The organism is Enterobacter sp. SCRI0065 (assembly GCF_059766475.1).
Window position 1 is genome coordinate 861,703 of record NZ_JCBAJB010000001.1, and the last position, 15,023, is coordinate 876,725.

The 15,023-nt window shown below is 51.8% G+C and carries 15 protein-coding genes; 6 read left to right on the top strand and 9 right to left on the bottom strand.

Translation table 11 applies throughout. From position 1 onward, the window contains the following. Positions 1 to 16: 16 nt before the first annotated feature. On the top strand, positions 17 to 559 hold the full coding sequence (gene ymdB / locus AC6EMZ_RS04140) for an O-acetyl-ADP-ribose deacetylase (RefSeq protein ID WP_498401120.1): 543 nt from the start codon (positions 17 to 19) through the stop codon (positions 557 to 559). Next, positions 492 to 1,979 carry a phospholipase D family protein gene (locus tag AC6EMZ_RS04145; protein WP_498401121.1) on the top strand — a complete coding sequence of 496 codons (1,488 nt, stop codon included), beginning with the start codon at positions 492 to 494 and terminating at the stop codon, positions 1,977 to 1,979. The genes ymdB and AC6EMZ_RS04145 overlap by 68 nt, the downstream gene beginning before the upstream one ends. Positions 1,980 to 2,009: 30 nt before the next feature. Here the strand turns inward: AC6EMZ_RS04145 and mdoC are convergent, their stop codons facing one another. After that, positions 2,010 to 3,167 carry a glucans biosynthesis protein MdoC gene (gene mdoC, locus AC6EMZ_RS04150; protein WP_498401122.1) on the bottom strand — a complete coding sequence of 386 codons (1,158 nt, stop codon included), beginning with the start codon at positions 3,165 to 3,167 and terminating at the stop codon, positions 2,010 to 2,012. A 272-nt stretch (positions 3,168 to 3,439) separates the two neighbouring features. Here mdoC and mdoG point away from each other — a divergent pair, with 272 nt between their 5' ends. Genes mdoG through AC6EMZ_RS04165 form a run of 3 tightly spaced genes read left to right on the top strand, consistent with a single transcriptional unit; the run spans position 3,440 to position 7,782 of the window. Further along, on the top strand, positions 3,440 to 4,975 hold the full coding sequence (gene mdoG / locus AC6EMZ_RS04155) for a glucans biosynthesis protein MdoG (protein WP_498401123.1): 1,536 nt from the start codon (positions 3,440 to 3,442) through the stop codon (positions 4,973 to 4,975). Continuing rightward, positions 4,968 to 7,496 (top strand): glucans biosynthesis glucosyltransferase MdoH, encoded by a 2,529-nt coding sequence (gene mdoH / locus AC6EMZ_RS04160; RefSeq protein ID WP_498401124.1) that lies wholly within the window; start codon positions 4,968 to 4,970, stop codon positions 7,494 to 7,496. The genes mdoG and mdoH overlap by 8 nt, the downstream gene beginning before the upstream one ends. Before the next feature lie 58 nt (positions 7,497 to 7,554). Beyond that, positions 7,555 to 7,782: a YceK/YidQ family lipoprotein gene (locus AC6EMZ_RS04165; RefSeq protein ID WP_498401125.1), complete on the top strand. Its 228-nt coding sequence runs from the start codon at positions 7,555 to 7,557 to the stop codon at positions 7,780 to 7,782. 7 nt (positions 7,783 to 7,789) lie between these two features. Here the strand turns inward: AC6EMZ_RS04165 and AC6EMZ_RS04170 are convergent, their stop codons facing one another. From AC6EMZ_RS04170 to AC6EMZ_RS04180, 3 genes are all read right to left on the bottom strand, one after another. Continuing rightward, positions 7,790 to 8,164 carry a MysB family protein gene (locus AC6EMZ_RS04170; protein WP_498401126.1) on the bottom strand — a complete coding sequence of 125 codons (375 nt, stop codon included), beginning with the start codon at positions 8,162 to 8,164 and terminating at the stop codon, positions 7,790 to 7,792. Between the two features lie 99 nt (positions 8,165 to 8,263). Continuing rightward, complete coding sequence (gene mdtG / locus AC6EMZ_RS04175) at positions 8,264 to 9,514, bottom strand: multidrug efflux MFS transporter MdtG (RefSeq protein WP_498401127.1); 1,251 nt, start codon at positions 9,512 to 9,514, stop codon at positions 8,264 to 8,266. A 126-nt stretch (positions 9,515 to 9,640) separates the two neighbouring features. Beyond that, a complete protein-coding gene (locus AC6EMZ_RS04180; protein ID WP_498401128.1) occupies positions 9,641 to 10,567 on the bottom strand; it encodes a Kdo(2)-lipid IV(A) acyltransferase in 927 nt (308 codons plus the stop codon). A 222-nt stretch (positions 10,568 to 10,789) separates the two neighbouring features. Here AC6EMZ_RS04180 and trhO point away from each other — a divergent pair, with 222 nt between their 5' ends. Continuing rightward, complete coding sequence (gene trhO / locus AC6EMZ_RS04185) at positions 10,790 to 11,839, top strand: oxygen-dependent tRNA uridine(34) hydroxylase TrhO (RefSeq protein WP_498401129.1); 1,050 nt, start codon at positions 10,790 to 10,792, stop codon at positions 11,837 to 11,839. 47 nt (positions 11,840 to 11,886) lie between these two features. On the opposite strand, the gene AC6EMZ_RS04190 is transcribed toward trhO, so the two are convergent. From AC6EMZ_RS04190 to bssS, 5 genes are all read right to left on the bottom strand, one after another. Then, entirely contained in the window at positions 11,887 to 12,462 is a 576-nt protein-coding gene (locus tag AC6EMZ_RS04190; protein WP_498401130.1) for a YceI family protein, read from the bottom strand. A gap of 1 nt (position 12,463) precedes the next feature. Then, on the bottom strand, positions 12,464 to 13,030 hold the full coding sequence (locus tag AC6EMZ_RS04195) for a cytochrome b (RefSeq protein WP_498401132.1): 567 nt from the start codon (positions 13,028 to 13,030) through the stop codon (positions 12,464 to 12,466). Between the two features lie 261 nt (positions 13,031 to 13,291). Further along, positions 13,292 to 13,405 carry a YceO family protein gene (locus tag AC6EMZ_RS04200; RefSeq protein WP_498401133.1) on the bottom strand — a complete coding sequence of 38 codons (114 nt, stop codon included), beginning with the start codon at positions 13,403 to 13,405 and terminating at the stop codon, positions 13,292 to 13,294. A 58-nt stretch (positions 13,406 to 13,463) separates the two neighbouring features. Continuing rightward, a complete protein-coding gene (solA, locus tag AC6EMZ_RS04205) occupies positions 13,464 to 14,582 on the bottom strand; it encodes an N-methyl-L-tryptophan oxidase (RefSeq protein ID WP_498401135.1) in 1,119 nt (372 codons plus the stop codon). Between the two features lie 117 nt (positions 14,583 to 14,699). Then, entirely contained in the window at positions 14,700 to 14,954 is a 255-nt protein-coding gene (bssS, locus tag AC6EMZ_RS04210; RefSeq protein ID WP_498401136.1) for a biofilm formation regulator BssS, read from the bottom strand. Positions 14,955 to 15,023: the final 69 nt, after the last annotated feature.

Genomic DNA, 15,023 nt, shown 5'->3' on the forward strand with positions numbered 1-15,023 from the left:
GTAGTAGAGGGTATAGATGAAACCGCAAATTGAAGTTGTGCTCGGGGATATCACGACCCAGCACGTGGACGTGATTGTGAATGCCGCCAATTCATCGCTAATGGGTGGTGGAGGCGTGGATGGCGCAATACATCGCGCCGCCGGACCGCAGCTGCTCGAAGCCTGCAAAGTTGTCCGGCAGCAACAGGGTGAATGCGCTCCTGGGCATGCGGTCATTACGCTGGCAGGCGATCTCCCGGCAAAGGCGGTTATCCATGCCGTGGGCCCCGTGTGGCAGGGTGGAGATCACCATGAAGCGCGGGTTCTGGAAGATGCCTATCGCAACAGCCTGAATTTGGCTGCCGCGAACAGCTATACTACTGTCGCGTTTCCGGCCATCAGTACGGGGGCCTATGGTTTCCCTCGCGCCACGGCGGCAGAAATCGCTATCAACACGGTTTCGGATTATCTCACCCGACGTCGTTTACCGGAGCGGGTATACTTTGTTTGCTATGACGAAGAAAATGCCCGGCTATATCAGCGACTGCTTACCCAACGTGGACAAGACACCGACGCATAAAACGCGGCTCGGGCGCGCTATTGCGCCCGTTAACGCTGAACACCCCGGTTTATGCGGACTCCTTCCTCTTGATGACAGTCTCGACGCTTTCGCCTGCCGCTATCGGCTGGCGGAAATGGCTGAGACGACGCTGGATGTGCAATATTACATTTGGGAAAATGATATGTCGGGGCGGCTGCTGTTTTCCGTCCTGCTGTCTGCGGCCACGCGCGGCGTGCGCGTCAGGCTCTTACTTGACGACAACAACACGCAGGGCCTCGATGAAATCCTGCGCCTGCTGGATGCCCATCCCAATATTGATGTTCGGTTATTCAATCCCTTTTCGTTTCGCTCCCTGCGCGCGCTGGGTTATCTGACTGATTTCGCCCGCCTGAATCGTCGTATGCACAATAAAAGTTTCACCGTCGATGATGAAGTGACGATCGTTGGCGGCAGAAACGTGGGTGATGCCTATTTTGGGGCAGGCAAAGAGCCACTCTTTTCCGATCTGGATGTCATGGCGGTTGGTCCCGTCGTGGCGGATGTCGCCAATGACTTTGAACGCTACTGGGAAAGTGCCTGTGTCTCGACGCTCAAGCAGGTGCTGGAACTGTCGGAAGAAGAAATAGAAGCGCGGATCCAGCCACCGGATGCGTGGTATCAAGATCCCATGACGCAGCGTTATCTCAAAAAGCTGGAGAGTAGCGAATTTATCACCCGGTTAGAGGCGCGGGAGCTGCCGTTGATTTGGGCGCAAACTCGATTACTCAGTGACGACCCGCGCAAAGGGCTGGGCAAGGCAGGGCGTCATTCACTCCTGCCGCAGCGCTTGATGGATGTGATGGGCTCTCCGGTTGAGCAAATTGATATCATCTCGTCTTATTTTGTGCCGACGCGCGCAGGCGTCGCGTTGCTGCTGAATATGGTGAGGAAAGGTGTCAAAGTGGCTATTCTCACCAATTCATTGGCGGCAAACGACGTGGCTGTAGTACATGCCGGTTATGCCCGCTGGCGCAAAAAATTGCTGCGTCACGGTATTGAGTTATACGAGCTCAAGCCGACTCAGGATTTTGTGCCTGGGGTCCGCGATCGCGGATTGACGGGGAATTCTGGCTCCAGCCTGCACGCCAAAACGTTCAGCATCGATGGGAATAAAGTGTTTATCGGTTCGTTAAACTTTGACCCGCGCTCTACGATGCTGAATACAGAAATGGGATTCGTGATTGAAAGTGAAACGCTGGCGCAATTGATTCATGGACGCTTTTTGAAGAGTCGTCATCAAGAGGCCTGGCAGATCCGGCTGAACAAACGTGGACGCCTGACGTGGGTAGAGCATAAAGAGGGGAAAGCGATCGTGCTCGAAAAAGAGCCTGCAACCCGTTTTTGGCAGCGAGTGCTGGTGCGTCTTGCTTATTGGCTACCGGTGGAGTGGTTATTGTAAACGCGCCGGAGTCACCCGGCGCGAAGAGAACTAGTGTGCAGGTTTGATGCTTTCGGCTTTGTTCTGCGGTTTACCGGAGAAAAGGAAACGCAGCAGCGGAATGCGCAGATGAATTTCATACAGCACGACCGCAATACCAATCACAAACACCAGACCGGTGATAAACCCCAGCGTATTAGAGTGAATATGCGGGGTGATATAGGCTCCAAAGAAGAGCGTCAACGGATGATGCACCAGATAGATAAACAGTGATGCATTAACGAAATATGTCACACGTTTCGATTTAAAGTTCAGCAGGCGATGCCCCAGGGCAAACACCACATTGACCATCCACAGCCCCAGCAGCATGGTAATCACGCTCTCCGTTTCATACATCCACGCGTCACCGCTACCGTAACGCTGATTCAGCAGATAGGCGATAAATGCCAGCACGGAACCCACGGTACATCCCCATGACGGGGTAGTGAACAGCGCTTTGAGCTTCGGGGAGATAAAGGCGAGGGCACCGAGCATAAAGAACGGAATGTAGAACAAGGTTTGCATCACAACGAAGTTAAACAGCCCGTCGCTGAGAATGGGGGGATAGACAATAAACAGCGTGCGACGTATCACGCCATAAGCAATACCCAGCAGCAGGAAAATCAGCGACAGCTTCGTGTAAGTCACATTCGCAAGATGGGGCTCATGGTGGCGGCTCAAATGGCGGCGCAACCGGCTAAAGACCCACAGGCTTACCGTGGTCATGACCACCAGTACCAGCAAGAACCACAGATGTGAAATCAGCTCCCAGACCAGCGTGTTGTATTTTTCATAGAAGCTCAGATTAGGCCAATTCTCTGCTTTGCCTTTTACATATTGCAGCATCATAAACTGAGGCAGCGTCAGCAGCGGAATGGCGGTGAGCATTGGGATACCAACACGCTCTACGCGTACTTTCCACCATCGTTTAAGCGGATAGCGCAGAAATAGCATGTAGGAAAAATATCCGGATATCACAAAGAACACCTGCATCCGGAAAGAATGAATAAAATCGTTAAACAGCGTCAACCACCATGACGGCTCTATACTGTTGACATGCCAGGTGTGACTTGAGTAAATCAATGAGATGTGAAATGGGATCCCCAATAGCATCAGCCATGCCCGGATCGAGTCGAGGAAATATTCACGTTGAGTGGGTGCAGTGGTCATTTAACTTTGCGCTTTCTCAGACTTTTCGTCTTATCCCTAAGACCAATAGTGGTTACATTCGAAGGCAACCCTACACCAAGACCGACACCCTGTCTCCAGGATAAGCACGCAAAGTGAAATGAGGGTATGTCACTTGCTTAATCCATGAGCCAGCGAGCTGAACAAAGCGGTGATAATGTTGTCGGATTGCCTGAAATTCCAGTAAAATGGATCGGATCGAATTAAGCACACAAAGGGGGAAGTGCTTACTTATTATGAAACATAAATCAAAAATGATGAAAATGCGTTGGTTGGGTGCGGCAGTGTTGTTGTCCCTGTATACCTCATCGGCTTGGTCTTTTACCATCGATGACGTCGCAAAACAGGCTAAATCGATGGCTGGTAAGAGCTACGAGGCGCCTAAAAGTAACCTGCCCTCCGTCTTCCGCGATATGAAATATGCGGACTATCAGCAGATCCAGTTCAATCACGATAAAGCGTACTGGAACAATATTAAAACCCCGTTCAAGCTTGAGTTCTATCATCAGGGTATGTACTTCGACACCCCGGTGGCCATCAATGAAGTGACGGCGACTGCGGTACGTAAGATCAAGTACAACCCGGATTATTTTAATTTTGGCGATGTGCAGCACGATAAAGACACGGTTAAAGACCTGGGTTTTGCAGGCTTTAAAGTGCTTTATCCCATTAACAGTAAAGATAAAAACGACGAAATCGTCAGCATGCTCGGTGCCAGCTATTTCCGCGTAATCGGTTCTGGCCAGGTTTATGGTCTTTCCGCTCGCGGTCTGGCGATTGATACCGCGTTGCCGTCTGGCGAAGAGTTCCCGCGTTTTCGTGAGTTCTGGATTGAGCGTCCAAAACCAACCGATAAGCGTTTAACGATCTACGCCTTGCTGGATTCCCCGCGCGCAACGGGTGCGTATCGCTTTGTCATTATCCCTGGCCGTGACTCGGTCATTGACGTGCAGTCTAAAATCTATCTGCGCGATAAAGTGGGTAAACTGGGCGTAGCACCGTTAACCAGTATGTTCCTGTTTGGGCCAAACCAGCCTTCTCCGACGACTAACTTCCGTCCGGAACTGCATGATTCCAACGGTCTGTCTATTCATGCCGGCAACGGTGAATGGATCTGGCGTCCGCTGAACAACCCGAAACATCTGGCCGTTAGCAGCTTTGCGATGGAAAACCCGCAGGGCTTTGGTTTGCTACAGCGCGGCCGTCAGTTCTCACGCTTTGAAGATCTGGACGATCGTTACGATCTGCGTCCAAGCGCGTGGGTAACGCCGAAAGGTGATTGGGGCAAAGGTAAAGTTGAGCTGGTGGAAATTCCAACCAACGATGAAACCAATGACAACATCGTCGCTTACTGGACGCCGGATCAGCTTCCGGAACCTGGTAAAGAGATGAACTTCAAATACACCATCAACTTCAGCCGCGACGAAGATAAGTTGCATGCGCCGGACAATGCGTATGTCATGCAAACGCGTCGTTCAACCGGTGATGTGAAGCAGTCTAATCTTATTCGTCAGCCTGATGGCACGGTCGCATTTGTCGTGGATTTCACGGGTCAGGATATGAAAAAACTGACGCCGGACACGCCTGTTACCGCGCAGACCAGCATTGGCGACAATGGTGAAATTGTTGAAAGCACCGTGCGTTACAACCCGGTGACGAAAGGGTGGCGCTTAACGCTGCGCGTGAAAGTGAAAGATGCGAAACAGACCACTGAAATGCGTGCTGCGCTGGTCAATGCCGATCAGCCGCTGAGTGAAACCTGGAGCTATCAGCTACCTGCTAATGAATAATACAACTGAATACATCGATGCCATGCCGCTGACGGAAACGGAAAAAGCGGCACTGCCTGCGAGCGACATCCGCGCGGTTCATACCGCGCTGGATGGTGAACATCATCAGTTTACTCGTGATGATGACACCCCGCTTGGGTCAGTAAAAGCGCGTCTGGAGCAGGCATGGCCAGACTCGCTGGCAGAAGGGCAACTGATCAAAGACGATGAAGGCCGCGCGCAGCTTCAGGCAATGCCGAAAGCGACGCGTTCTTCGATGTTCCCGGATCCGTGGCGCACCAACCCGGTGGGTCGCTTTTGGGATCGTCTGCGCGGGCGTGAAGTCACGCCGCGCTATTTGTCTCGTTTGACGAAAGAGCAGCAGGCCAATGAGCAGAAATGGCGTACCGTCGGGACTATCCGCCGTTATACCCTGCTGGTGCTAACGCTGGCGCAAACCGTTGTCGCCACCTGGTACATGAAAACCATCCTGCCTTATCAGGGCTGGGCGATGATTAACCCTGCCGATATGGTAGGGCAGAATCTGTGGGTTTCATTCATGCAGTTGCTGCCTTATATCCTGCAAAGTGGAATCCTTCTGCTATTTGCGGTTCTCTTCTGCTGGGTCTCGGCCGGTTTCTGGACCGCGCTGATGGGCTTCCTGCAATTGCTGATGGGACGTGACAAATACAGCATTTCAGCCTCAACGGTCGGGGATGAACCCCTCAATCCTGAGCATCGTACTGCGCTGATTATGCCTATCTGTAACGAAGACGTTGACCGCGTATTTGCGGGACTGCGTGCCACCTGGGAGTCGGTAAAGGCGACCGGGAACGCGGCGCACTTTGACGTTTATATCCTGAGCGATAGCTACAACCCGGATATCTGTGTTGCTGAGCAAAAAGCGTGGATGGAACTCATCGCAGAAGTGCAGGGCGAAGGTCAGATTTTCTACCGTCGCCGTCGCCGTCGTGTGAAGCGTAAAAGCGGCAACATTGATGACTTCTGCCGTCGCTGGGGCAATCAGTACAGCTACATGGTGGTGCTGGATGCAGACTCGGTGATGACCGGTGAGTGTCTGACCGGGCTGGTGCGTTTAATGGAAGCGAACCCGAATGCCGGGATCATCCAGTCTTCGCCAAAAGCTTCCGGTATGGACACGCTGTACGCGCGCTGCCAGCAGTTTGCCACGCGCGTATACGGGCCGCTGTTTACGGCTGGTCTGCACTTCTGGCAGTTGGGTGAATCCCACTACTGGGGTCACAACGCGATTATCCGCGTGCAGCCGTTTATCGAGCATTGTGCGTTGGCTCCGCTGCCGGGCGAGGGCTCATTTGCGGGTTCTATTCTGTCGCATGACTTTGTAGAGGCGGCGCTGATGCGTCGTGCCGGATGGGGCGTATGGATTGCCTACGATCTGCCGGGTTCTTATGAGGAATTGCCACCGAACCTGCTGGATGAACTCAAGCGCGACCGTCGCTGGTGTCATGGTAACCTGATGAACTTCCGTCTGTTCCTTGTGAAAGGGATGCATCCGGTTCACCGTGCGGTGTTCCTGACGGGCGTAATGTCTTATCTCTCTGCACCGCTCTGGTTTATGTTCCTGGCGCTGTCCACTGCGTTACAGGTTGTGCATGCCCTGACGGAGCCACAGTACTTCCTGCAACCGCGCCAGCTGTTCCCGGTGTGGCCGCAGTGGCGTCCTGAACTGGCGATTGCGCTGTTTGCCTCCACCATGATTCTGCTGTTCCTGCCTAAGCTGCTGAGCATCATTTTAATTTGGTGCAAAGGCTCGAAGGAGTATGGCGGGTTCTGCCGTGTCACGCTTTCTCTGCTGCTTGAAGTGCTGTTCTCTGTCCTGCTGGCGCCGGTACGTATGCTGTTCCACACGGTCTTTGTGGTGAGCGCGTTCCTGGGCTGGGAAGTGGTCTGGAACTCGCCGCAGCGTGACGATGACTCCACGCCGTGGAGCGAAGCGTTTAAGCGTCATGGTTCGCAAATGTTGCTCGGTCTGGTGTGGGCGGCGGGTATGGCGTGGCTCGATCTGCGCTTCCTGTTCTGGCTGGCGCCGATTGTCTTCTCGCTGATTCTGTCGCCGTTTGTGTCCGTGATTTCAAGTCGTTCGACGATGGGCTTGCGTACTAAACGCTGGAAGCTGTTCCTGATCCCGGAGGAGTATTCTCCGCCGCAGGTACTGGTCGATACCGACAAGTACCTGGCGATGAACCGCAATCGTTCGCTGGAAGATGGCTTTTTACACGCGGTATTTAATCCGTCGTTTAACGCCCTGGCTACCGCAATGGCCACCGCTCGTCACCGTGCCAGCCACGTGCTGGAGATCGCTCGCGATCGTCACGTTGAGCAGGCGCTAAATGAAACGCCAGAAAAACTCAGTCGCGACCGTCGTTTGGTGCTTCTTAGCGATCCGGTGACGCTGTCTCGCTTACACTACCGTGTCTGGTCAGCTCCGGAGAGATACTCTTCGTGGGTTAACTACTATGCGGACCTGAAACTAAATCCTCAGGCGCTGAAGGCGAAGTAAGCCGAACGAAAGTGAAAATACCGGCCATTCGGCCGGTATTTTTTTACACGAGGTATAAATGAGAATACTCATTGTGGTCACGATGTCGCTGTTGCTCAGCGGATGTGGCAGCATTATCAGTCGTACCATTCCCGGTCAGGGTCACGGCAACCAATATTATCCCGGCGTACAATGGGATGTTCGGGACTCCGCGTGGCGTTACCTCACGGTGCTCGACTTACCCTTCTCGCTGGTTTTTGATACGTTACTGCTTCCTATCGACGCCCAGCATGGCCCCTACGAGTAGGGCCTGATTAGCGTTCGTCCCACTCATCCGCTGCGGCTTGTCCCTCTTCAGTATCCAGTGGGGGCTCAAGCTGAAACTCACCTTCATCCCACTCGTGCAGGGTATTTTCTTCTAACCACTCCTGACGCAGTTCAATTTCATCGTAGTCACCGTCGAAAACAGCCTGAGCGCCTTCACCACTAAGGAGCGGCAGACATTCGCCGGGTTCGGTGTCGTCTACAAAAAACTCAGCCTGCCACATAATATCGCCGTCCTGCAGGACATACTTTTGGATATTGAGTTGTTGGACATCCGCGTCTTCTTCTTCGATCCCGGGACTGTTTGCCAGGAACTCTTCACGAGCGGCATCAATAGCTTCTTCCAGCGTGGCGTACATAGTCATCGGTGTCTCCCTGTGATTCTCAGTAGTGTTCAGGGAAAGAATAGCTGATTCTGTGGTTTTGCAAGTATGAATGCGCCAATAAGTGGTCGTGCTGATGGCTTATTCACGCAGCGTGATATTTTTATCATCACCTTGCAAACGTGCGGGACGTGAGGCTCGCGCAATGCTTCGCCAGGAGTAGAACGCGTTAAACAAGACCACGCTGGCCGTGACAATGAATACCGCACGAAATCCAAAGCTTGCAGAAATGCCTGCCCCAACGAGTGGCCCCGTGACGTTACCGATGTCGCGAAATGACTGGTTATAGCTGAATATTCGCCCGGCAATCTGGTTCGTCGAGTTGTAAACCAGCAGCGTTTGTACCGCCGGGAGCAGTGCGCCATCGGCAGCGCCAAGCAGAAAACGCAGCAGTCCAAGCTGCCAGGGCGACTGCACCAGCGACATGGGGATCAACAGTAAAACCGAAAACACTAATGCCGCAATCAGGATTTTTTCCGGGCCAATTCGATCGCCAAGCTTGCCTAAACGCGGTGCGCTGAGCAAGGCGGCAACGCCAGGGACAGACGCGATAAGACCGCTGATAAAGGCAATATTATTGACGTTACCTGCCAGGTCGCGCACGTAAAGCGTGAGAATAGGTGCGATGGAACCGGTCGCGACCTGGATAATCATTGTCGTCACGAACAGACTGAGGACCAGTTTCGGGTTTTTTAGCGAACCGATGACTTGTCGCGCATGCAGCATCTCTTTTTTGGGGACCGGGGTAAATTCTTCCCGGATGCAGAACCAGGTCAGCAGAAAACAGGCAAAAAGCACGCTGGCGGTAATGAAGAATACGGGACGCAAGCCATAGCTGTCCGCCATCAAACCCCCTGCTAGCGGCCCCAGCAGTGCACCGCTCACGCCGCCTGTCGACAAGGTTCCTAGCGCCCAACCGCTTTTATGGCGCGGGATTTGGGTGGCAATAAGAGCGTTAGCATTAGGCACAAATCCGCCTAATAAACCAAGAAGCGCGCGCAGGATTAAGAATTGCCAGATATTTTGCGCAAATCCCATCAGGACCATAATGATTGCCATACCCAACGCGGAACGCAGCAGCATGATCTTGCGCCCTTTGCGATCGGCAAGCCCACCCCAAAACGGTGAGGCAATAGCGGAAAACAGGAAGGTGATACTGAACACCAAACCGGACCACATATTCAGCGCGCTATGGCCCGTCACGCCAAGCTGTTCGACGTATAACGGCAAGAAAGGCATGACCAGGCTAAATCCGGCACCGGTAAGAAAGCATCCAAGCCAGGCAACCGTGAGGTTACGTTTCCAGTTTATGGGGGCATCTGAGGGTGACATAACTATCCGCAAAACAATAATAGAGGTAATAAGCCTGCTAATTATGCGCCTGCGTTATGATTGCCGCAATGTGAGAGGGCTTTTAAAGCTAAATTGCGGGCGGCTTTGTGGCCGCCGGATCAACGATTAATAGCGTGAAGGCATGCCTTCTGGGCGGGTTTTAAAGCGGCGATGGAGCCACATGTACTGGTCCGGGGCAAGCATGATGCATTGTTCGATCACGTTGTTCATCCATCTTGCCGTGGTTTCAGCATCATCAAGCGGTGGGGCGAGGGTAGGCTCAAGCATTATCAGCTCATAGCCTTTCCCGTCGGGCTTACGCCGTGGCACAAAAGGCACGACAGCGGCCTTTGACGTACGGGTCAGGATCCAGGTTCCCGTGGTCGTCGCTGCTTTCTCAACGGCAAAGAACGGCACAAACACGCTGGATTGCGGACCATAGTCGTGATCCGGGGCATACCAGATGACTTCGCCGTTCTTCAGGGCACGGATCATCCCTTTGAGATCTTTGCGGTCGATCATGCCTTTGTTGGACCGCATCCGTCCTCGCGTTTGCAACAGGTCGATAACCGGGTTGTCGTTCGGGCGATAAACGCCAATTCCCGGCGTCTGCATACCAAACATCCGCGCGCCGATCTCAAGCGTCAGAAAATGTATGCCGATTAGCAGGACGCCCGTTTTTTGTGCTTGCAGGGTGTTTATCGGTTCCATGCCGGTACCCGTCACCTCAAACCAGCGCGCCATGCGCTTATCATTCCAGAACCAGGCCATACCCGTTTCCATCAGGCCCATGCCGACGGACTGGAAATTTTCAATGACTAGCTTACGACGTTCGATCGTGTCCATCTGCGGGAAGCACAGTTCCAGATTGCGGTTGGCGATGTTAACGCGGCGCTTCATAAAGCGGTGAGCAAGCGTGCCAAGACCGCAACCAAGGCGATAGATGACAGGATAGGGGAGTTGGACAAGTAACCACAACAAGCCGATACCACACCAGGTGGGCCAATAGCGCGGGTGAAGCAGCTCCGTTGAAAATTTAGGTAAATGAGTCATAACGTTCCTGTATTCGTTCGTCCTATAACCTGCATTCTCACATTTTTTTGAATCATAACCAAAATCAATGAATGCGAACTGAGCATTAATGCAGCGATTGTTATTACAAAATTATTTCATTAAGGGAAATGTAGCGCAAAATGTGGGGATGTAAATTCGCATTGTTTGCTATATGATGCTGCCCGATTTTCATTCTCTTCACGATTGCAGGAACCGTACACCATGCCAGTGTTACATAACCGTGTATCGAATGAGATGTTGAAAGCGCGCATGTTGGCAGAAACCGAACCGCGCACAACCATCTCGTTCTACAAATATTTTACTATTGCTGACCCTCAAGCAACGCGCGACATACTCTATAAAGCCTTTGAAACGCTGAAGGTATTTGGTCGTGTTTACCTTGCCCATGAAGGTATCAACGCACAGATTAGCGTGCCTGAGAGCAATGTCGACGCGTTCCGCGATTTCCTGTACGCCTTTGACCCGGCGTTTAACGATTTACGTCTTAATATCGCCTTAGATGATGACGGGAAATCTTTCTGGGTGCTGCGTATGAAGGTGCGTGAGCGCATTGTCGCCGATGGTATTGACGATCCGACGTTCAACGCCGGTGATGTCGGTGAATACCTGAAAGCAGCAGAAGTGAATACCATGCTCGACGATCCGGACGTGGTGTTTATTGATATGCGTAATCACTACGAATACGAAGTGGGACATTTCGAGAACGCGCTAGAAATCCCGGCAGATACCTTCCGCGAGCAGTTGCCAAAAGCGGTTGAGATGATGCAGGAGCACAAAGACAAAAAAATCGTGATGTACTGCACCGGTGGGATCCGCTGTGAAAAGGCCAGTGCCTGGATGAAACACAGCGGCTTTAACAAGGTCTGGCACATTGAGGGTGGAATCATCGAATACGCGCGCCGTGCCCGTGAACAGGGTTTACCGGTGCGTTTTATCGGTAAGAACTTTGTCTTTGACGAGCGGATGGGGGAGCGCATCTCAGAAGACGTGATTGCCCATTGTCATCAATGCGGAACGCCTTGTGATACACACACCAATTGTAAGAACGATGGCTGCCATCTTCTGTTTATCCAGTGTCCGGTGTGTGCGGAAAAATACAACGGCTGCTGTAGCGAATTGTGTAGCGAAGAGAGCGTGTTGCCTGAAGAGGAACAGCGTCGCCGTCGGGCTGGGCGCGAAAACGGCAATAAGATCTTTAATAAATCGCGCGGTCGATTAAATACCAAACTGGGTATTCCAGACCCGGAATAAGCGCGAATCAACACCCGGTAGCACGTTGCGTACCGGGTGATTTCAAATTACTTCTGCTGCACGCCTTCGACAGAAATGATCAAATCCACTTCCTGCGATGCCGGTCCTAAATCGGTGGTGATATTGAAATCTTTCAGGCGAATTTTGCCCGCGGCTTCAAAGCCCGCTCGTTTCCCGCCCCACGGATCGTCACCCTGACCGATGAGTTTTGCCTCAAGTGTGACCGGTTTCGTCACGCCGTTCAGCGTCAAATTGCCGGTAATATCAAGATCGTCACCGTCTTTTTTCACTTCGGTTGAGGCAAAGGTAGCCTGCGGGAATTTGGCGACGTTGAGGAATTCGGCGCTGCGCAAATGTTTATCGCGCTCAGCATGGTTTGTGTCCAGGCTGTTGGTATTAATGGTGACATTGACTTTGTCCGCTGCGGGATTTTTTTCGTCAAAGCTGAAGGTTCCATCGAAATCTTTAAACGTGCCGTACAGCCAGCTGTAACCCAAATGCTGAATGCGAAAATTCACAAAAGCATGCTGGCCTTCTTTATCAATTTTGTAATCAGCGGCAACGGCAGAACCGGTGGTGAATAACAGTGAACCTAATGCGATACCCAACAGGCGTTTTTTCATTTTATGCTCCAGAGTCAATGGACGATCGGCCCAGCATGCGCTTTAGCGTGTCGTCTTTATCGATGAAATGATGTTTAAAGGCAGCGAGCCCATGCAGTACAGAAAGAATGACTACGCTCCAGGCGAGCCAAAAATGAATCGTGCCGGCCAAATCTGCCTGCGAACCCGCGTCGGTCAGTGTGGCGGGAATGTCGAACAGGCCAAATACGCTGATCGGTTTACCATCGGCTGTGGAAATAAGATATCCGCTGATCAAAATGGAAAATAACAGGGAGTAAAGCGCAATATGAGCGCCCACCGCGCTGACCCGCGTGAAAGCGCTGTGGGTTTTCTGTGCAGGCGGTGGCGGCGAAATAAAGCGCCATACCACGCGAACAACGAGCGCCATCATCAATAAAATGCCGATGCTTTTATGCAGTTCAGGCGCCTGGTGATACCAGCCGTCATAATAGCTTAATGTGACCATCCAAAGCCCAAGGCCAAACATCCCGTATACTACTAAGGCGATTAACCAGTGTAGTAACATGGATATTATCCCATAGCGTGCAGAAGAATTACGCAATTGCATAAAGATGACCATCACCAATTAAAGAGAAGGTAAAAATGGCCTGTGAGAAACATTATTGCAACTGATTTTTAACGATAAGGATTATTACATATTGTATTTCAATTTTATTGAAAAGGATTGCGGGATGTAATTCAATGCCTTCGTGCAAAAAAGCTTGTAGTGGAGGAAGATGAGGGCTGCTGCGACGGGGAGGGGATTCAAATAATTTGCTAATGAATTCAGTTTTTATAAAGTAATGTCAATTAACGTCAGGTGGCATTTTCAGAAAAATACAATGTAAATAATGTCGATGATTGCCAGTAAACACCAAAGCAATATATAGAGCATCAAGTGCTCCCGAATATTGTTGATGAGGTAATCAAAAATCCTGCGCATATTTTCCATTTACTTTTAAAAGACAAAGGCTCCGGATGAACGGAGCCAGACGGGGGCATTATCCACGAAAACGTGAAAGCGAGAAGGGGGTGAGATCAAACGTCGGAGCAATCCCTTGTGCAAACTGCGCGGCAATTTCGCCCAGTACTGATGCAAATTTGAAACCATGGCCGCTCAATCCGGTAATCAGCAGCGTATTGTCATGCCCGGGTAGCGTATCGATAATAAAATCTTCATCAGGTGTATTGTCATAGGTGCAAGCCGCACCATGCAGCAACCCGCCAATACCCGGCAGGACGTTACGTAAGAAGTTAAAGGCCTCGGAACCATCGCTCGGATAGGCACCAAATGGCTTACGTTCTTCTGGCGAATGGATGTTTTGCCCACCGTTATGTTTGCCAATTTTCAACGCGTCTTTTTCAGAAGGGAAGCCGTAGAACTGATCCCCGTCAGGCAATTTTCCGGTGAAAGCCGGGAATTTATTCTGGGTGCTGTATCGTCCATCGGCCTGGAACCAGGAGAAGACTTTGCGAACGGGCTGAATTGGCAAGTCTGGCAGTAGCTTTGTTACCCAGGTGCCGGCGCTGATCAGCAGGCGAGACGCGGTAAACGGACCTTCCGGAGTCTGCACCGTCACGCCGTCAGCGTGATGGGTAATGGTCTCCACGGGGCAGTTAAATAATTGCGCGCACCCTGCTTGTTCGGCAAGGGCGACCCAGGTTTTGATTGCCGTTTCGCAGTGCAGTACCCCTGAGTTCGCTTCGTATAAGCCAATGTAATCGGTTGGGACAACGATTTCCGGCCAGCGTTTCATGATGGCACCTGCCTCCAGACGCTCGACGTCCAGATGGTATTGCCGTGCGCTCTGTTCGACGTTCGCCAGAAACTCTGAGTTGGCCGGACCAAGATTGACGACGCCGGTACGCTCAAAGATAGGGTCTTCGCTTAAGGCGGATAATTCGTCCCAGAGCGTTTGCGCCCTGAGCACAAGCGGGACGTAGCGTTCACCTTCTCCGTAAGCGTGGCGAATAAGCCGAGTGTCGCCATGGTGGCTGCCATCAGAATGAGGCGGAAGGTGAGCGTCAATCATCAAAACGTTCAAACCGGCTTGCGTTGCGTAATAGCCTGCCGCAGAACCCACGGATCCGCTGCCAATAATGATTAAATCGTATTTCATAAGGATCTCTTAAATCAGCGCTTTAGTTAGCAGAGTAATTAAGATGGAGGCGTTGTTCAAGGAAGAAATAAATGAGGCACCACAAGGGTGCCCGCTGAGTGAATGTTGGGCATTATCTTAATGCCGACGATACTCATTTGCCTGGTAGTCGCCAGATTCTATTTTTGCAATACCTGCTTCTAAAATAGAAATAAACTGACGTGCAACATCTGTGGTAAGCCACAGTGTCTGTCCAACTTCTGCGTCTTCACGAGCTGGTTGATTTGGGGTCTGGTAGTGCAAACGCAACATGAGTGCGTCATAGCTGTCTACGGTACTGATGTCCCAACCGACGAGTGGATGGGTCTGGATGACTTCATTATTCTTTTCCATCGTAACCCCTTATTGCGTGTTAAAAGACAACGACTGTGAGGTTCCATGCTGTTTTTCTGAAGCAATTTC